The sequence below is a fragment of the Clostridium sp. KNHs216 genome, from assembly GCF_006714885.1.
Taxonomy (GTDB): Bacteria; Bacillota; Clostridia; order Oscillospirales; family Acutalibacteraceae; genus Caproiciproducens.
The window spans coordinates 1251160-1269046 of the sequence record NZ_VFMF01000001.1 but is presented as its reverse complement, the minus strand read 5'-3'; the positions used below and the strand labels follow the sequence as shown (position 1 = coordinate 1269046).

Annotated in this window: 16 protein-coding genes; 14 read left to right on the top strand and 2 right to left on the bottom strand. The window is 48.1% G+C overall.

Going from position 1 to position 17887, the window contains the following annotated elements:
• The first annotated feature begins 70 nt into the window (after positions 1–70).
• From LY85_RS06090 to LY85_RS06030, 13 genes are all read left to right on the top strand, one after another.
• Positions 71–1297 (top strand): sugar ABC transporter permease, encoded by a 1227-nt coding sequence (locus tag LY85_RS06090; RefSeq protein ID WP_141825899.1) that lies wholly within the window; start codon positions 71–73, stop codon positions 1295–1297.
• Between the two features lie 9 nt (positions 1298–1306).
• Positions 1307–2134: a carbohydrate ABC transporter permease gene (locus LY85_RS06085; RefSeq protein ID WP_207705547.1), complete on the top strand. Its 828-nt coding sequence runs from the start codon at positions 1307–1309 to the stop codon at positions 2132–2134.
• A 2-nt stretch (positions 2135–2136) separates the two neighbouring features.
• Positions 2137–4434 (top strand): glycosyl hydrolase family 65 protein, encoded by a 2298-nt coding sequence (locus LY85_RS06080; RefSeq protein ID WP_141825898.1) that lies wholly within the window; start codon positions 2137–2139, stop codon positions 4432–4434.
• Positions 4435–5082 carry a beta-phosphoglucomutase gene (gene pgmB, locus LY85_RS06075; protein ID WP_141825897.1) on the top strand — a complete coding sequence of 216 codons (648 nt, stop codon included), beginning with the start codon at positions 4435–4437 and terminating at the stop codon, positions 5080–5082. It abuts the gene before it with no gap.
• 349 nt (positions 5083–5431) lie between these two features.
• Positions 5432–5578, top strand: a complete 147-nt coding sequence (locus LY85_RS06070; protein ID WP_141825896.1) for a DUF255 domain-containing protein — start codon at positions 5432–5434, stop codon at positions 5576–5578.
• A 548-nt stretch (positions 5579–6126) separates the two neighbouring features.
• Complete coding sequence (locus LY85_RS06065; protein ID WP_141825895.1) at positions 6127–8514, top strand: pyruvate formate lyase family protein; 2388 nt, start codon at positions 6127–6129, stop codon at positions 8512–8514.
• Positions 8495–9478: a glycyl-radical enzyme activating protein gene (locus LY85_RS06060; RefSeq protein ID WP_141825894.1), complete on the top strand. Its 984-nt coding sequence runs from the start codon at positions 8495–8497 to the stop codon at positions 9476–9478. The genes LY85_RS06065 and LY85_RS06060 overlap by 20 nt, the downstream gene beginning before the upstream one ends.
• Before the next feature lie 257 nt (positions 9479–9735).
• Positions 9736–10380, top strand: a complete 645-nt coding sequence (locus LY85_RS06055) for an N-acetyltransferase (RefSeq protein WP_141825893.1) — start codon at positions 9736–9738, stop codon at positions 10378–10380.
• Positions 10381–10538: 158 nt separating this feature from the next.
• The gene (locus LY85_RS06050; protein ID WP_185741125.1) at positions 10539–11069 is read left to right on the top strand and encodes a GNAT family N-acetyltransferase; all 531 of its coding nucleotides are present in this window, start codon (positions 10539–10541) and stop codon (positions 11067–11069) included.
• Positions 11070–11164: 95 nt separating this feature from the next.
• Positions 11165–11665: a hypothetical protein gene (locus LY85_RS06045; RefSeq protein WP_141825891.1), complete on the top strand. Its 501-nt coding sequence runs from the start codon at positions 11165–11167 to the stop codon at positions 11663–11665.
• A 171-nt stretch (positions 11666–11836) separates the two neighbouring features.
• Entirely contained in the window at positions 11837–12697 is an 861-nt protein-coding gene (locus LY85_RS06040; RefSeq protein WP_141825890.1) for a PhzF family phenazine biosynthesis protein, read from the top strand.
• Between the two features lie 188 nt (positions 12698–12885).
• Positions 12886–14925 (top strand): thioredoxin domain-containing protein, encoded by a 2040-nt coding sequence (locus tag LY85_RS06035; RefSeq protein WP_141825889.1) that lies wholly within the window; start codon positions 12886–12888, stop codon positions 14923–14925.
• A 63-nt stretch (positions 14926–14988) separates the two neighbouring features.
• The gene (locus LY85_RS06030) at positions 14989–15432 is read left to right on the top strand and encodes an NUDIX domain-containing protein (RefSeq protein ID WP_141825888.1); all 444 of its coding nucleotides are present in this window, start codon (positions 14989–14991) and stop codon (positions 15430–15432) included.
• Here LY85_RS06030 and LY85_RS06025 read toward each other — a convergent pair.
• Positions 15429–16001 carry an HD domain-containing protein gene (locus LY85_RS06025; RefSeq protein ID WP_141825887.1) on the bottom strand — a complete coding sequence of 191 codons (573 nt, stop codon included), beginning with the start codon at positions 15999–16001 and terminating at the stop codon, positions 15429–15431. The two genes, LY85_RS06030 and LY85_RS06025, sit on opposite strands and share 4 nt — an antisense overlap.
• A gap of 252 nt (positions 16002–16253) precedes the next feature.
• On the opposite strand from LY85_RS06025, the gene LY85_RS06020 reads away from it, so the two are divergent.
• A complete protein-coding gene (locus tag LY85_RS06020) occupies positions 16254–17009 on the top strand; it encodes a tRNA threonylcarbamoyladenosine dehydratase (protein ID WP_038325317.1) in 756 nt (251 codons plus the stop codon).
• 23 nt (positions 17010–17032) lie between these two features.
• On the opposite strand, the gene LY85_RS06015 is transcribed toward LY85_RS06020, so the two are convergent.
• Positions 17033–17728 (bottom strand): response regulator transcription factor, encoded by a 696-nt coding sequence (locus LY85_RS06015; RefSeq protein WP_185741124.1) that lies wholly within the window; start codon positions 17726–17728, stop codon positions 17033–17035.
• Positions 17729–17887 lie beyond the last annotated feature (159 nt).

Here is a 17887-nt window from a genome sequence, read left to right as displayed (position 1 = left end):
TTTTTTGTATTAAGAGACTTCCGGCGCGGTCAGGCATGATTCCGAATTTCTGAGATTGTGAGGCTTATCTATGAAAAAGAAGATGACATTCAAAGAATTCTTATTTATCGTACCGCTGTTGGTTATCATCGCCGTATTTTCAATCTGGCCGATTTTAACCTCCTTTTCATACACTTTTTTTGATTATCAGCTCAATAACGCACAAAAGTCGAAGCTTAGCTTCAGCGGCAGCTTTTCAGCCGATAATTTTAAGGAAAACAGCGAGTATATCAAGATTTTTTTGAATGACGACGCAGCCGTGGCGGCAAAGGACGCGGCCGCCGCAAAAGATTTTGCAGCGGCGCTTTCTTACACGGAGGCTTATACAAAACAATTTTCCGCCCTGCAAAGCGGAAAAATCTCCGCCCTGCAAAGCAGTGATTTCACTGCTGCAACCGCCGGGCTGCAGGCGGAAGTAGAGGCGCTGTATAAGAACCATCCCAATGCAGAGTACGCCAACGCGGAATCTCTTCCGAAGATTTTTGAAGAAATAAACAAGGCGATTGCTCCCTCGAATTTCATCGGACTGCAGGGGTATCAGAAAATTTTCAGCGACAGCAGGCTGTTTGCCGCGCTTGGACATACGGTGTATTTTACGCTGATCTCCGTTTTCATTGAATTTATTCTGGGGCTGGGCCTTGCGCTCGTTATGAACCGGGCGATCCGGGGAATCGGAATCATTCGGGCAAATGCGCTGATTCCATGGGCGATTCCGACCGCGGTTTCCGCGCTGATCTGGAGCTATTTGTACGACGGGTCCAACGGCATTATTTCTCATATTTTTGCCGAAATGGGGCTTGTATCCGAACCGGGAGCGATGCTGTTGACAGGCCCCGGGGCCATGTCGGCCACCATCCTTACGGATGTCTGGAAAACGACGCCCTATATGGCGCTGCTGCTGCTGGCAGGCCTGCAGGTGATCGATAAAGGATTGTATGAAAGCAGCGCCATTGACGGTGCCAACCGGATACAGACTTTCTTTAAAATTACGCTTCCGCTGCTAAAGCCTTCCATTCTCGTGGCGGTTTTGTTCCGGATGCTGGATGCTTTCCGTGTGTATGACCTGATCGCCGTTCTGACCGGCGGCGGTCCCGGCGGTTCCACGGAAACGCTTTCCGTTTACGCTTATAAGACGATGTTTTCCCAGACAAACTTCGGGTATGGTGCCGTCGTGGTGATGTTTATGTTCGTCTGTGTGCTGGTGATTGCGGCTTTGTTCGTTAAGGTGCTGGGCGCCAATATTTTGTCTTCGGATTAGGAGGGACGCATGATGAAAAAAGCAGAAAATAGTATTTTCTATTTGGTGACAGCCGCTTTCCTGGTGATTATCCTGTTTCCATTTTTCTGGATATTGATCACCTCTTTCAAGCCCTCCAGTGAAATCTTCGGTGCCGGTGCATTCCGCGTGTTCAGCGATCATTCCACCCTGCGGAATTACGGCGCGGTGCTGACGGGAAAGAACATCCTGAGCTCCATCAAAAACAGCCTGGTCGTTTCAGCTACCACTACGCTCTATGTGATCGTTGTGGCAACCATGGCTGCCTATGCGATTTCCCGCTTCCATTTCCGTTTTAAAAACATCCTGCTGGGGCTGATTCTGGTAATCTCGATGTTCCCGCAGATGATCATTGTCGGCCCGGTTTTTAACCTGTTCACCTCTTTGCACTGGACAAATTCTTATTTTATCGTCCTTCCCTACTCAACCATCACCATTCCCATGGCGGTCTGGATCATGGTCGCCCATTTTGGGAAAATCCCGCTGTCCATCGAGGAATCGGCGAGAATTGACGGCGCGTCCGCATTTCGCACGCTGTGGAGCGTGGTGTTCCCGCTGGCGGCTCCGGGTGTGTTTACAACTGCCATTATTACCTTTATCGCCGCGTGGAACGAATATTTGCTGACGGCGACTTTGAATACGGAAATCTCCATGCAGACGGTGCCTGTCGCCATTTCTTTTTTGCGGACACAGTTCCAGATCCTCTGGGGCGAGGTCGCGGCGGCGACGGTGATTGTGACGATCCCCACAATGATTATTGTACTGATTTTTCAAAAGAGAATTGTTTCCGGTCTCGTTTCCGGGGCAGTGAAGGAGTAACTATGGATGAAAGTAACTATGTCTATGAAGTCAGTGATTTTAGCCTTGAAAATGATGAGCTGATGCTGTACGAAACGCTTTTTCATAATGCAAACGGTTACCTTGGCGTCCGTTCCAATTTTGAAGAAGGGTATCCCATCGACTTCCAGTCGATTCGGGGGGAGTACATCAACGGCTTTTATGATTTTGCTGAAATGAAGCAGGCGGAAAGTCTTTGCGGCCTCACCGAAGAAAAACAGACAATGCTCAATGTAGCCGATACGCAGGGAATCAAACTGTATCTGGGGGACGAGGAGTTCAGCATGTTTACGGGGAAGGTCCTGAAAAGTTCCCGGGTGCTGGATATGGAAAAGGGCGTGACCCGGCGCAGTGTGGTATGGCGTTCCCCCGGCGGGAAGGAGGCTGAAATCACGATCCTGAGAATGGCCTCCTTCGTTATGCTTCCGCTTTTCACGATAGAATACGGTGTAAAGGCACTGAATTTCAGCGGGACACTACGCTTTCAATCCACCCATATCGGCAGCGTTCTGAACTATTGCGATCCCGGTGACCCCCGTGTGGCAAACGAGACCTTCCAGCATCTTCTTTCCTCGAAAGCGGAGTTTGTGGAGAATGCCTCCGTGATCTCCTCCCGTACCTCAAAATCCTCGCTGCAGGCAGCCAGCGCGGTGAAAAATCTGCTGTCGAAGCCGGCCAAGGAAGAACGCTTGAAAAGAGACAGCACCGCTGCGCAAAAATTTACGGCGGAGGCGGAAGACGGCGAAACCGTCACGCTGACCAAATATACGGTTTTGTGCGATTCCATCCGATACCCGGACTGCCGCGCGGCCGCGCTGGAACATTTGGAACGGGCCTGTTCGGTCCCGCTTGCGCATTGGTACCGGATGCAGGAACAATATCTGAAGAAGTATTGGGAAAGCTGTGCCGTCCATGTAAAAGGCAATGACGAGCTGAGCAACGCGATTACCTATAACCTGTATCAGCTCATTCAGTCCGTCGGAAAAGACCCCCACAGCAATATCGCGGCGAAGGGGCTTTCCGGCGAGGGCTACGAGGGCCATTATTTCTGGGATACCGAAATGTACATTCAGCCTTGTTTTTTGCTTACCCAGCCCCAAATCGCGAAAAATCTGATCGAATACCGTTACACCACCCTGGATGCGGCAAGGGAAAACGCGCGTATTCTGGGGCACAAAAACGGCGCGCTGTTTCCGTGGCGCACCATTATGGGAAAGGAATGTTCCGGGTATTTTCCCTCCGGCAGCGCCCAGTACCATATCAACGGCGATATCGCCTATTCCGTCATCAACTATTATCTTCTGACAAAGGATATCGAGTTTATCGCCCGATGCGGGGCGGAGATCGTTTTTGAGACCGCGCGGCTCTGGCTGGATGTGGGAAACGACTGCGGCGGAAAATTCCTCATCAACAGTGTGACCGGACCGGACGAATATACCTGCCTTGTCAACAACAACTATTACACCAATGTTTTGGCACAGCACAATTTAAACTGGGCGGTCAAATTTTATGAATTGCTGAAAACAAAGGGACTTCTGACGCCCGTCAGGGAGAAGATCGGCCTGAGGGAAACGGAGATTTCCAATTTTAAGCATGCGGCGGAGAGCATGTATCTGCCCTATGACAAAGGAATGGATATCAATCCGCAGGATGACTCGTTTCTATCAAAAGCAGTATGGGATTTAAAAAAGACACCGCAGCAGGATTTTCCGCTGCTGCTTCACTATCATCCGCTCTACCTTTACCGCCATCAGGTATGCAAGCAGGCGGACACGGTGCTGGCGCATTTCGTTCTGGAAGACGCACAGACGCTGGCCACGATGAGGCATTCCTTCAATTACTATGAGCGGGTCACGACACATGATTCCTCGCTTTCCACCTGTATTTTCAGTATCATGGCATCCCGGTTGGGAATGCCTGAAAAAGCCTACGATTATTTCGGGAAATCCTCTGAACTGGATTTGTTCAATACCCATAAAAATACAAAAGACGGAATTCATACCGCAAATATGGGAGGCACTTACATGGCGATCGTATATGGATTTGGGGGACTGCGCATTAAGGAGGACGGGCTGCACCTTGCTCCGGCTCTGCCCAGACAATGGGAGGAATACGATTTTAAGATACACGACGAAGACAGCCTGATTCAGGTTTTGGTAAATCGTCAGGGATGTGAAGTTTCGCTGCTGAGCGGTACGGAAAAAATGATTTTTATCTACGGCAGAAATTATCTGCTGCGGGACAGGCTGCAGCTTTCGCTGGAAGAATGGGGGAAGGTGTAAGTGAGCTTTCGCTGCGCGATTTTCGACCTGGACGGCGTATTGGTCGACACTGCGAAATATCACTATCTCGCGTGGAAAGAACTGGCCAATCAGCTTGGATTTGAATTTTCACCGGAACAGAATGAACAGCTGAAAGGCGTGTCACGCATGACGTCGTGTAATCTTCTGTTGAAAATCGGCGGGATGCAGGACCGCTTTTCCGACGCGGAGAAAGAGCGGATGGCGGCAAGGAAAAACGCCAGATATGTGGAGTACATTTCCGGCATGGATCGGTCCGAGCTTTTGGACGGCGCGCCGGAGCTTTTACAAAAACTGAAAAAGAAAGGCGTGAAAATCGCACTTGGGTCCGCCAGCAGGAATGCCCTTCTTATTCTGAAAAATGTCGAGATCGCTTCCCTGTTTGATGCGGTCATCGACGGCAACCGCATTTCCAGCGCAAAACCGGATCCGGAGGTGTTTACACTGGGCGCGGACAGTCTTCATATTCCCTATCCGGCTTGCCTGGTGTTCGAGGATTCCGAGGCTGGCCTTCAAGCGGCAAAACGCGCCGGTATGTATGCGGTCGGCATCGGCAACAGGAAGCACCTTCCATCTGCGGATGTCATATACCCCGGTATAAAAGAATTTCCAACAGACAAATACTTTTAAAAGAACGCATCAGGGGCTGCGTATCATCCGGTGGCCGTGAAATAAATACAGGTAAATAAAGCAGTCAATTCAGCCGTAAATCCCATGAACCGAGGATTTGCGGCTCTTATTCTGCCTACAGCAATTCCAGTTGTGTTTGCGAGACAAAACATGTTTCTCCCCCGCCTTCGGCGGGGGAGAAACGCAACCTTGTTGCAGAATCAACTGGATGCTGTAAACTCACTTTGAGTTTTGTCTGGCAAACTGAGATGAAATTGATGCAGAATTCAAGTGTTAAAGAATCAATATGGCATTCTTTTTCCTTTTGGGATACACTTAACGAAATAACAAAAAGAAGGAAGGTGATAATATGCCTACAGATAATGATAGAGTACCCAATAGATTGATTCATGAAAAATCGCCTTATCTGCTGCAGCACGCCTATAATCCGGTCAACTGGTACCCGTGGGGAAAGGACGCTTTTGAAAAGGCGAAAGGGTTTGAGAATAATTGTTAGATATATGGTTCTGTCAAAAGAAATAATTTGGTGAGGAAAAATCCAGCTTTGAAATGATTGTTTGTTGTTAAAAGTATCTTTCAAATGTTGTAAATTTAAATAGCAGAATGAGCTTGTGGATTCATGTAACCCATAGGCTCATTTTTATTATCTACAAAATAATATTTGGTATCTTAATAAGGTTTTTTATTCACTGTTTATTGTTTATATTCGATATCTGCAGTATAATGAAGTCAAATTATGTCAGAAGTAAATTCCTAAAGTTGGATGTGGATGCTCCATGTCACGTTCTGCTGGGCTAAGTTTATTGTATTTGGCACATATTGGACAATTTCACGATTTGGATTTTTTGATTGCTGAAACTAGATACAGAAAAATATATCCACCAGATCAACCAGCTGCTGGAATTCGAGAATATTGCATGAATAATTGGAATAGTTATCACTTAGTTTATAGTGCACGGCTCAAAGGCCTCTCTGAACTTCGCAGTAGACCAGATAACCTATAATCAATCATAGGCAAATAAAATAAGGGAGGAGATATTCATTATGGCTATGACTAGGACGCAGCGCATCAAAGCTTATATTTTAGAAAATGTACCGGAGATTTGCACGGAACGCGCGCGGATTTACACGGAAGAATGCCTTCGGTTTCCCGCACAGCCAACGGTGATTGGCAGGGCACGTGCATTTTATCATTTTTTGAGCGAAATGACTCTCTATATCGGGCCGGACGACCTGCTCCTGGGGAATACGGCGAGCAAGCCGCTTGCCGCCTCCCTTTTCCCGGAGTATGCAGTAAACTGGATTCAGGAGGAACTGGATACCTTTGGAGCCCGTCCGCGGCAGCGTTTTTTTGTGTCAGAAGGGAAGAAAAAAGAAATTTCAAACATCTGTAGACAGTGGGACGGAAAGACCCACTTTGACCGAGTCGATTATATGCTTAAGGATACGCTCGGAGATATTTTGATGAGCTCCGACGGCACTCATCGGAACATTAATCAGGCAATGTCCATTGAGCACAACCAAAACGGCGACGGACATATTATTCCAGACTATGAAAGTCTGCTTCTTACCGGTTTTAATTCTGTGTTAGTTCATGCAAAGACGAAGCTGATGGCCCTCGATGAAAACGACGCGGAATATCTGGATCAGCGCGCTTTCTTAAAAGCGGTTATCCTCTGCCTGGAAGGTGCGGAGAAATATGCGGAACGCCTGTCATGCCTGGCAAAAGAGACGGCCGGGAAAGAGACTGACGCAAACCGCAGGGCGGAATTGCTGGAGCTTTCCCGTATTTGTCATAAGATTTCAACCCAAAAGCCCGATACTTTCTACGAGGCACTGCAGCTTGTCCTGATGGTGCATCTGCTGATCCAAATCGAATCCAATGGGCACAGCATATCATTGGGCCGTATGGATTCTTATCTTTATCCCTTCTATCAACATGACCTTCAGAACGGAGTATTGGATGATGCCCGGGCGCAGCAGCTCTATGAATGCTTTTTGCTGAAATGCTTTGAGGCGAATAAGCTTCGCGACTGGGGTACAACAGAGATATTGGGTGGAAATCAGCTCTTTCAGACCATTACTTTGGGTGGACAAACAGAGGATGGAGAAACTGCTGTTAACCCACTTTCCTATCTGTTTTTAAAGGCGTTGGGCAATACCAATATGAATATCCCTACAGTGGTTGTCAGTATCGGCAAAAAGACCCCCCTTGAATTCATTGAGGCCAGCCTTAAAGCATTGGTTGCCCACGGCGGCGGTATGCCGGCCTTCTTTAACGACGATGTTGCCGTCGATATGCTGACTCGTATAGGCATAGAGCTGAAGGATTCACGCAACTGGGGTTCGATGGGTTGCTCTGAGGTGCGCGTACCCGGTAAGCATGGTACGGGCGTCACACCGGTGTATATCAATTTGCTCAAGCTGTTGGAGCTAACGCTATACAACGGATGGAACCCTTCTACGGGCAAAACTTTTTGTCCTGCCACCCGCAGAGTGGAAGAATGCACCTCCGTCGACCAAATCATAGCTCTGTTTCAGGAGCAGATTGATTATTACCTGCCGTTTATCCCTAAAATTGAACGGGCCATTGCGGAAAGTTATTTTACTCTCACTCCAACACCTTTCCTGTCTGCCCTGACAGATTACCGCATCGATATGGCAAAGGATGTTTCGTGGGGACGCGGACCCAATTACAACGATACCATCATTCATGTACACGGTATTCCCAATGTAGCCAACACTCTGTCTGCGCTTAACGAGGTGGTTTTCCGCAAAAAGCAGTATACGCTGAAGCAGATTGTGCAGGCGATAAAGGTGGATTTCGAAGGGCAGGAAAACAACGCTATCCGAAAAGCGTTGCTGAATTGCCCGAAATTCGGCAATGACATCGATGATGTAGATAATCTGTGCAGAAGTGTTTATGAGATCATCCCAAGAAAGATGAAAGCATTTCTTCCCCTGCGCGGCGGCCAATTCGGCTGCACCTCACAGACGGTTGTAATGAACGTCATTGACGGTGAGGTAATCGGCGCCACCCCAGACGGACGGAAGAGCGGCGAGGCTATTGCCGATAATCTGTCTCCCGTGCCGGGAACAGATAGGAACGGGATCACGGCGGTATTTAATTCAGTTTCTAAAGTGGACCACGCACTGATGGATAACGGCTCGATCCTCAACATCAAGTTCCATCCGTCCGCCTTTTCCAGCGATGAGAAAATTGTAAAAATCGCACATGCAGTTCGTATTTATTTTCAGAAGGGTGGATTTCAGGCCCAGTTTAACGTGATTGGAAGAGAAACCCTGTTGAGCGCACAGCAGCACCCGGAACAATATCGCCACCTGGTTGTAAAGGTAGCCGGGTTCAGCGCATTTTACACGGAACTGGAAAGGCGCTGGCAGGATCAGCTGATTGCCCGTACAGAGTACTAATCCGGTTTCGCCGGGATTACGGGGGGGGGGGGGGGGGACAAATACGATTAAAGCAGAGGATACACAAAAAACAGGATGTGTTTTTGATATTCAAAGATTTTCTTTGGATGACGGGCCGGGTATCCGCACGACTGTTTTTCTGAAAGGCTGCAATCAGGTTTGCCCCTGGTGCCATAACCCGGAGTCGATCAGTCCCCTTCCACAGTTGTTCTATGCACAGAACCTGTGTGTAAAGTGCGGGAAATGTATTGCCAGCTGCCCGGAAAAAGCAATCTCTCTAGAAAATGGAAGATGCGTCACCGATTTCTTCCGGTGCAATTTCTGCCGGACCTGTATTGAGGTATGTCCCGTCAGCTGCCGGAGGGTGATTGGCGCTGAAATGTCGGTACGGCAGGTCATGGAAACCGTAATGAAAGATGAATCCTACTACCGTGAATCCCGGGGCGGAGTAACATTCAGCGGTGGGGAACCCACATTACAGGCGGATTTTCTGTTTGATTTGCTGCGCTGCTCGAAAGAAGAAGGGCTGCATACTGCGATTGAAACCAATGGAAACTGTGACTGGAGTGTTTACGATAAGCTTCTTCCTTATTTGGACCTGGTTCTGATTGACCTCAAGCACGCGGACGATGCTATCCACAGGGATGTAATCGGCGTCAGTAACCACACTGTTCTGAAAACGCTGAAGGAATTGAGAGGCAGAGTGGAAACGGAGGTACGTGTTCCTGTTATCCCACAGTTTAATGACACGGAAAAACAACTACAGGATATCGTGGATATCGTCGGAGGTCTCTGCTTTTCAACGATCCGGTTCCTTCCGTATCATACCTTCGGTATCAGCAAATATAACGGGTTGGGAATGCAATATGAATATCCTGTTCAACAATCGCTTCCAGTGGAATCTCTGGTCAAGTTGGTGGGAGCGTTAGATACAGATCGTCTGACCGTATCAATTGGCAATTAAGCGAAGTGCAATAGAAGGATTGGACGTGGAAATGTCTTTATCGTCTGGAAAAATATAATTAACATTGAGAATGCGACATCCAGTTACCTACATAAAAGGTAGCGCTTAGAGCTTCCTGAACTTCGCATTATGTTTATGATGTGTTGCGGGTAAGACCTAATAATATATAACATAGATAAACAATAATGTATTGAGCGGATATCCATAATGGAAAGCACAAAATAATTGATTTTAGGTAAATTATCGGAGGTCTATAAATGAACAAAATGATAAGGATTAGGAAAGAAAAAGAAACAGATTATGAGAAAGTTGAAGAAATCACAAGGAAAGCTTTTTGGAATTTATATATTCCAGGATGCATTGAACATTATTTAGTTCATGTTATGAGACCCCATAAAGATTTTCTGCCGGAGTTGGATTTGGTGATTGAAGTTGATAATCAAATCATCGGGAATATCATGTATACGAAAACAAAACTAATCGGTGAGTCCGGGGAAGAAAAAGACATCCTTACTTTCGGTCCGGTTTGCATTTTGCCGAAATATCAGAGAAAGGGGTATGGAAAAAAACTAATGGAGTATTCCTTTGAACAGGCGATAGCACTTGGTTATGATGTGATTGTAATATTTGGAAGCCCGAATAATTATGTAAGTTGTGGCTTTAAAAGTTGTAAAAGATACAATGTCTGTCTTGAGAACGAGACATATCCAGCGGCAATGATGGTAAAAGAACTCAAACCAGATGCCTTGGACGGAAGAAGATGGGTTTACTATCAAAGTCCTGTATTTGAGATAGACGAACAAGAAGCACAACACTTTGACGAGGGTTTGGAAAGTCTGGAGAAAAAATACCAGCCAAGTCAGGAAGAATTTTATATTCACAGTCATTCTATTATACAGTGAGTTTCCTTTATGTATAAGGATAAACTTCAACTTTCAATTTAACAGGCCTGAATTGCCGTTATGAACAATTGCCTCCCCTTTTCTGTTTGAAGCTTCGCAGTTTGTTTATATGGTACTCATAGATAAGCAGATTCGTAATACAAAAAGGAGTTAAAATTTTGCGGCAATACTTTATGGAAACAGAACGAATTGGTTTCTCAAAATGGAAAAGTAGCGATAGAAAGCTGGCTGATTTGCTTTGGGGAGATACGGATGTCACGCACTTTATTTGCGCAAGCGGTGTTTTTACACAACAGGACATTAAAAATCGATTGGATACAGAAATCCAAAATGATACAAAGTATCGAATTCAGTACTGGCCTATATTTGAACTGAGTAATTCGGAGCTGATTGGATGCTGTGGACTTCGTCCCTGCAAGGATGAACAGTACATATTTGAAATTGGCTTTCACTTGCAAAAAAAATATTGGGGAAATGGTTTTGCTTCAGAGGCAGCCCGTGCGGTAATCCGGTATGCCTTTTCTTCGCTCAGCGCAAAAGAGCTACGAGCAGGTCATCATCCTGAGAACGTTGCTTCTAGAAAACTGTTGACAAAACTGGGATTCCAATATGTGACCGACTGTTATTATGCACCGACTGGATTGTACCATCCATCCTATCTTCTGCTGAACCGTAATGTGGAGAATTAGTCAAGTCCATTTTGCAATGAGCCTGGCTTACATTATGTTTATGATATTCTTTGAGAACACGATCCGTTTATTTGTATTTTGAGAAAGGCTATACTATGGAGCACTACAAATCTTGGGCAGGTCTTAATAAGCAACTGAGCGAAACCCTATGCGATGAATTAGTTGATAGGGTTACATACTTTCTAACACGATATCATGATGTTCACAATTCTTATGGGAGAGCGGCCATCCGATTAGATGGTAAAGAACTTGTCTGCTTTTCATGGATAGAAATGTATCATCAAGAATTTGATATTTCTGCTTTACATAAAGAAGAACAGGAAAGTTCTTATGAAGAAATGATTGCAAGGATGAAGCCAAAATGGGAGACTGACTGCACTTATTGTGAAATGGACTTCTTAGACGCAGTGCTTCAATTTCGTAACATGCCTGTTCGAACTGCATTGGAGTCTGAAAACTACATTATCAAAATATTGGCAATCATGGACAGACGCATTGGCAAAAGAACGCTGTTGCGAATTGCCGATGCAAAAGAATATGAAAAATATCCGGCTTGGGTAAGACAATTTTACGAATTGCGACTGCTGAATCAATAGTAAAATTGTGAGCACCCGTTCCTTTGAGCTTCGCAGTTTGTTTATGAAATGCAATAACTATGAAAATGGAAAAGGGGAAAAAGCGTGATACTATTCATCGTCACTTTTGTATTCACTTTTCCAAAAAGAAAGATGTTTCGTAATTAATTATTTGACAAGAAAGGTTAATAAATGGAATTATACGTTGTGGATGCATTTACCGAACATATTTATGGGGGAAATCAGGCCGGTGTTGTCTTGTTGGACAGGACGGCAGAATTCCCAGACGCTGCCCTGATGCAACAAATTGCCGCGGAGCTGAAGCATTCTGAAACGGCGTTTGTGAAAAGAATCGATTCGCATCTCTTCAGTATCCGGTATTTTACCCCCGAAGGTGAAGTGGATTTATGTGGACATGCCACAATTTCTGCGTTTACGGCTCTGCGGGAGGAAAAAGCATTGCCAAGTGGCAAGTATACAGCTAAAACGGCGGCAGGGGAAATTCCGGTTACAATAGAACCGGACTGTATCTGGATGGGAATGGCGCCGGGCAAGTTAATAAAAGTATTATCTGATGAGGAAGCCTCCGCTTTCTACCGGGCCTATGGGCTTTGCATAGATGATAAGCCTTCGACATTGCAGCCGTGCATTGTCAGTACAGGCTTACCAGATATTCTTCTGCCAGTCGACAGCATAGATAAGCTCACACGCTCTGTTCAAAGCAAGGAAGAGGTCATCCGGCTTTCTCAAAAACATCAAGTGGTTGGTGTTCATATGTATTATCCTGCATTGTCCGCCCAAGTCACGGCTCGATGCCGAAACTTTGCTCCGCTTTATGGAATTGACGAAGAGGCGGCAACCGGCACGTCGAATGGTGCGCTGACCTATTATCTTCACAGCCAAGGTCGGATTTCAGAACAGGATGAGAATACTTTTATTCAGGGAGAAAGTATGGGGAAACCGTCAATCATAAAAAGCCGAATTGGCCGGGATAAAATAATTTGTGTTGGAGGCAGTGCGGTCATTTCAATACGTGGCTGGCTTAAAGATTAATTTGTATATGAAAAAACAATAGAATTGGTAACGATTCGAGAACTGCGACTTATTCATACTTATAACATCTGCGATGCTGATAAATGCCGGGAAGGAATTACAATATTACTGTCACAAGCGGTTCCATATTATCCTTTTTACTTTTGGGATACACTAAACGAAATAACAAAAAGAAGGAAGATGATAATATGCCTACAGATAAAGATAGAGTACCCAATAGATTGATCCATGAAAAATCGCCTTATCTGCTGCAGCACGCCTATAATCCGGTCAACTGGTACCCGTGGGGAAAGGACGCTTTTGAAAAGGCGAAAGCACAGGACAAGCCGGTCTTCCTCTCCATCGGCTATTCGACCTGCCATTGGTGCCATGTGATGGAACGCGAAAGCTTCGAGGATGACGAGGTCGCACAGGAGCTGAACCGGAATTTTATCGCAATCAAAGTGGACAAGGAGGAGCGGCCGGACGTGGACGCGGTTTATATGACGGTCTGTCAGGCGCTCACCGGCAGCGGCGGGTGGCCACTGACGATCCTGATGACCCCGGACCAGCATCCGTTTTATGCGGGAACGTATTTCCCGAAGCATTCCCGGTATTCCGTGCCCGGGCTGATGGATCTGCTTGCTTCCGCCGCGCAGCAGTGGCGGGAAAACCGGAAAGAGCTTCTCGGCTCCGGCGAACGCATTGCCATGGCGCTCCGGGGACAGGCGGTGAAAAAAGAGGGCAGGCTCACAAAGGACCTTTTGCTTTCCGCCCGGTCATGGTTCCGGCAGACCTTTGACCGTCAGTACGGCGGGTTCGGAGCCAGCCCGAAATTTCCGTCTCCGCACAACTTGCTGTTTCTGCTTCGGTATGCTATGCTGGAAAAAGAAGGGGACACTCTTCAGATGGCGGAAAAAACCCTGCGGCAGATGTACCGCGGCGGAATTTTCGACCACGTGGGCTTCGGTTTTTCCCGTTATTCCACAGATGACAAATGGCTGGTCCCCCATTTTGAAAAAATGCTCTATGACAATGCCCTGCTGACCATCGCGTATCTGGAAGCGTTCCGGATCACCCAAAATGATTTCTATAAAACCGTCGCCGTAAAGACAATGGAGTATATTCTGCGGGAAATGACGGACGAAAACGGCGGCTTTTACTGTGCGCAGGATGCCGACAGCGACGGTCAGGAGGGCAAATACTACGTTTTTATCCCGGATGAGATCGTTTCCCTTTTGGGGGAAAGCGACGGCCGAACTTTTATCGAATATTTCGGCATGACGCCCGGGGGCAATTTTGAAGGAAAAAATATTCTGAATCTGATCGGAAACCCCGATGCCGAGCGTCCGGACGAGGCGATCGAACGGCTGATTCCGAAGGTGTATGAATACCGCCTGACGCGTACGAAGCTGCATAAGGATGATAAAATCCTGACCTCCTGGAACGCGCTGATGATCACGGCGTTTGCCGATGCCTACCGGATTCTGGAGGATAACCGTTATCTTGACGCGGCGGGAAAGGCGATGCGTTTTCTCCAAAGCAGCCTGACGGACGAACAGGGCGGCCTGCGGGTACGTTACCGTGACGGAGAAGCCGTGGGTACGGGCGGGCTGGACGACTACGCGTTTACCGTATGGGCTTTGCTGAGCCTTTACGACGCGACCTACGATGCCGATTATCTTCAGCAGGCGGCGGAACTGAACCGGACCATGCTGGACCGGTTTTTTGACGGGGAAAACGGCGGCTTTTATCTTTCCGCAAGCGACGCGGAACCGCTTATTTACCGTCCGAAGGAAACCTATGACGGCGCGATTCCGTCCGGCAACTCCGCAGCGTCCCTCTGTCTGGTAAAGCTGGCGGCGCTTACCGGAAATCCGGCTCTGCAGGAGGCCGCGGATCAGCAGCTCCGCTTTATGGCGGGTGCCGCGCAGGAATTTCCGGCGGGGCACAGCTTTGCGCTGACGGCAATGACGGCCGCGCTGTACCCTTCCAGGGAAATCGTGTGCGTGGTAAAGGACGGCGCCGATTTTGAACGGGTCAAATCCCTGCTGCATAAAAAAAGTATGCCCAACACCACCGTACTCGTAAAAAGTGCGGAAAACGCGGAGCAGCTGGCAAAGCTTGCGGAATTTACGGCGGAATATCCGTTCGGGGAAGGCCGGAGCGCTTATTATATCTGTCAGAACAACGCCTGCTCGCCCCCGATTTACGATCTGAAAGAGCTGGACCAAAAACTGTCGCAATAAAATACTCCGTGCGGAACCTGCTGGTTCCGCACGGAGCGATTTTTGAAAAGAGGAAAAGAACTTATGGTAAAAGTAGGATTTCATGATTTGGACTATGTGAAGAACGAAAGCCTCAAATATGCCATCATTGCGGCGCGCATGGGAGAAAAATGGATTCTCTGCCGCCACAAAGAACGGACAACCTGGGAAATTCCCGGCGGCCACCGCGAGAAGGGCGAAGATATCCGTGACACCGCAAAACGGGAGCTGTATGAAGAAACAGGCGCGGTGAAATTTCAGATCAAGCCCGTCTGCATTTATTCGGTGGAAGGGGAGGACGACCTGATACATAATGCGAAACCCACTTACGGTATGCTGTTTTACGCACAGGTGGAATCCCTTTCCGATTTGCCCGCCGATATGGAAATGGCCGAAATCCAATTTTGCGCGGCGCTGCCGCAAAACCTTACCTATCCGCAGATTCAGCCCGTGCTGTGGCGGTGGGTCGTCAAAAACGAGAAGCTTTAAACGCTTTGCACCGCGTCCTCGCAGGAACGCATGGCCAGAATGGTCTGTTCGATCAGGTAATCCAGCTCCCAGCCAAGCATCTCCGCGCCGCGCCCGATCACTTCCCGGGAGCAGCCCGCCGCAAAATTCAGAGTCTTGTACTTCTTTTTGACCGATTTCAGCTCCAGGTCCTGTACACTCTTCGAAGGGCGCATCAGCGCCACGGCGCCGATCAGCCCGGTGAGCTCGTCGACGGCGTAAAGCACCTTTTCCATCGTGTGCTCCGGCTTGATATCCACGGTCAGCTGGTACCCGTGGCTTGCGGTCGCGTGGATGATATCCTCGCTGACTCCTTTTTCGCGCAGAATGGCCTGCCCGCGAATGCAGTGCTCGTCCGGGAAAAGCTCAAAATCCAGGTCGTGCAGAAGTCCGACGATGCTCCAGAAGTCCTGTTCCTCCTCAAAGCCGAGCAGTTTGGCGAAATATCTCATGGTCCCCTCCACAGTGAGGGCGTGTTTCAGATGAAACGGGTCCTTGTTGTACTCCGTAAGGAGGGCCCAGGCCTGCTCCCGCGTAATATTCAAATCCATTTGCTACATCCTTTCCGCAATCAGCCCGCTTGCTACCGGCGGCTCTTCTGCCGGACGGGGTTTTGCCGACATTTTATTATTTTGTCTTTTATCATACTGTCGCCCGGATAAAATGTCAATATATTACCTCTTTGATAGGAAAAGACTTTTTATTTCAATAACCGATTGATAAAGGCCGGATGTTACGGTATAATTTGTTCCGTGAAATCAATGATAAAATTGATGATGACTGAATATACAGGTGGGAAAGAAATGTTAAATGAATTTTCGAGGACGGAGCTTTTACTGGGGGCTCCCGCAATGAAAAAGCTGCAGGAAGCGGCGGTGGCGGTGTTCGGGATCGGCGGGGTCGGTTCCTACACGGCTGAGGCGCTCGCAAGAAGCGGAATCGGCGGCATTGCGCTGTTTGACGACGACAAGGTCTGCCTGACCAATATCAACCGTCAGCTGATCGCCACGCGCAAAACGGTCGGCAAGGCAAAGGTAGAGGTGATGCGCGACCGGATACTGGAAATCAATCCTTCCGCAAAGGTGGAGATTTTCCCTATGTTTTACACGGCGGAGAACGCCGATACCGTCGACCTGTCCCAATATTCCTATGTGGTGGACGCGATCGACACCATTTCCGCCAAGCTGATCCTGATTGAAAGGGCAAAGGCCGCCGGTGTGCCCATCATCAGCTGTATGGGGGCGGGGAATAAGCTCGACCCTACAAAATTCGAGGTCGCCGATATCTATCAGACCTCCGTCTGTCCCCTTGCGAGGGTGATGCGCAATGAGCTGCGCAAACGGAACATCCCTTCGCTGAAGGTGGTGTACTCCAAGGAGCCGCCGATGACGCCGATCGACGACGACGCCACCAGCTGTAAATATCACTGTATCTGCCCGCCGGGCACAAAGCGCAAATGCTCCATCCGCCGTCAGGTGCCGGGCAGCATTTCCTTTGTCCCTTCCGTCGCGGGGCTGATTCTGGCTGGGGAAGTCATCAAGGATATCGTCCGGGAATAAAACAGAAAACAGCAGGAGCGGGATCAAAACCCCGCTCCTGCTGTTTTTTCGCCGGTAATCAGCTGGTAGCCGACGTTTTTGATGCAGTGAATCCGGATGCCGGAATGAATCCGTTTCAGCTTGTGGCGCAGATAGGTGATATGTACCTCAAGGCTGTTTTCCGCCGTGGAATTTTCAAAGCCCCAGAATTTTGTCAGTAAATTTTCCTTGCTGCTGACATTGTGTCCCTGCAAAAGAAAGAATTTCATCAGCTCGAATTCCTTGTTGGAAAGGGGGACGCTTTCTCCGGTGTCGGACAGCTCGTAGGTGCTCAGGTTCAGTTTCAATTCACCGAAGGCCAAGGTGTCCGTAATCAGCTCTCCCTTCCTGCGGGAAACCGCGCAGAGCCTTGCGAGCAGCTCGGCTTCCGCAAACGGCCTTTCCATAAAGTCGTCGGCGCCGCCGTTCAGCCCGCGGACCTTGTCGCTGACGCCGCATTTCGGCGACAGCATCAGGATGGGGATGGAATGGCCGGATTTCCGTATCTGCTTGAGTACCTCCAGTCCGCTGCAGTCCGGCAGCGAGACGTCCAGGATCACCGCGTCGTAGATGCCGCTCATCGCTTCATCGGCTCCGTTTTCTCCGCTGGAAACGGAGAAATATTCAAAACGGTTCCGGATCAGCAGCCTGCCGATTTTTTCCGCAATTTTTTTATCATTCTCTATAAGCAATATTTTCATCCGAATCCCTCCACCCGTCTTTCCTGTATTATAGCAGAAGCGCATTTTTCGCATGTGATGGTCTTGTGAAGATGCGCTTAAATTTATGTGAAGCGCCGAAAATTTAGGTTTCGGTTAAGATTAAATTCCTATAATTGGATGTAGAAAGCGGAAATTGGA

Excerpts from the sequence above, each read along its gene's own strand:
- LY85_RS06085 (WP_207705547.1), top strand. The coding sequence starts at position 1,307 with ATGATGAAAAAAGCAGAAAATAGTATTTTCTATTTGGTGACAGCCGCT.
- LY85_RS06080 (WP_141825898.1), top strand. The coding sequence starts at position 2,137 with ATGGATGAAAGTAACTATGTCTATGAAGTCAGTGATTTTAGCCTTGAA.
- LY85_RS06030 (WP_141825888.1), top strand. The coding sequence starts at position 14,989 with ATGGTAAAAGTAGGATTTCATGATTTGGACTATGTGAAGAACGAAAGC.
- LY85_RS06065 (WP_141825895.1), top strand. The coding sequence starts at position 6,127 with ATGGCTATGACTAGGACGCAGCGCATCAAAGCTTATATTTTAGAAAAT.
- LY85_RS06035 (WP_141825889.1), top strand. The coding sequence starts at position 12,886 with ATGCCTACAGATAAAGATAGAGTACCCAATAGATTGATCCATGAAAAA.
- LY85_RS06015 (WP_185741124.1), bottom strand. The coding sequence starts at position 17,728 with ATGAAAATATTGCTTATAGAGAATGATAAAAAAATTGCGGAAAAAATC.
- LY85_RS06045 (WP_141825891.1), top strand. The coding sequence starts at position 11,165 with ATGGAGCACTACAAATCTTGGGCAGGTCTTAATAAGCAACTGAGCGAA.
- LY85_RS06020 (WP_038325317.1), top strand. The coding sequence starts at position 16,254 with ATGTTAAATGAATTTTCGAGGACGGAGCTTTTACTGGGGGCTCCCGCA.
- LY85_RS06070 (WP_141825896.1), top strand. The coding sequence starts at position 5,432 with ATGCCTACAGATAATGATAGAGTACCCAATAGATTGATTCATGAAAAA.
- LY85_RS06025 (WP_141825887.1), bottom strand. The coding sequence starts at position 16,001 with ATGGATTTGAATATTACGCGGGAGCAGGCCTGGGCCCTCCTTACGGAG.
- LY85_RS06090 (WP_141825899.1), top strand. The coding sequence starts at position 71 with ATGAAAAAGAAGATGACATTCAAAGAATTCTTATTTATCGTACCGCTG.
- LY85_RS06055 (WP_141825893.1), top strand. The coding sequence starts at position 9,736 with ATGAACAAAATGATAAGGATTAGGAAAGAAAAAGAAACAGATTATGAG.
- LY85_RS06040 (WP_141825890.1), top strand. The coding sequence starts at position 11,837 with ATGGAATTATACGTTGTGGATGCATTTACCGAACATATTTATGGGGGA.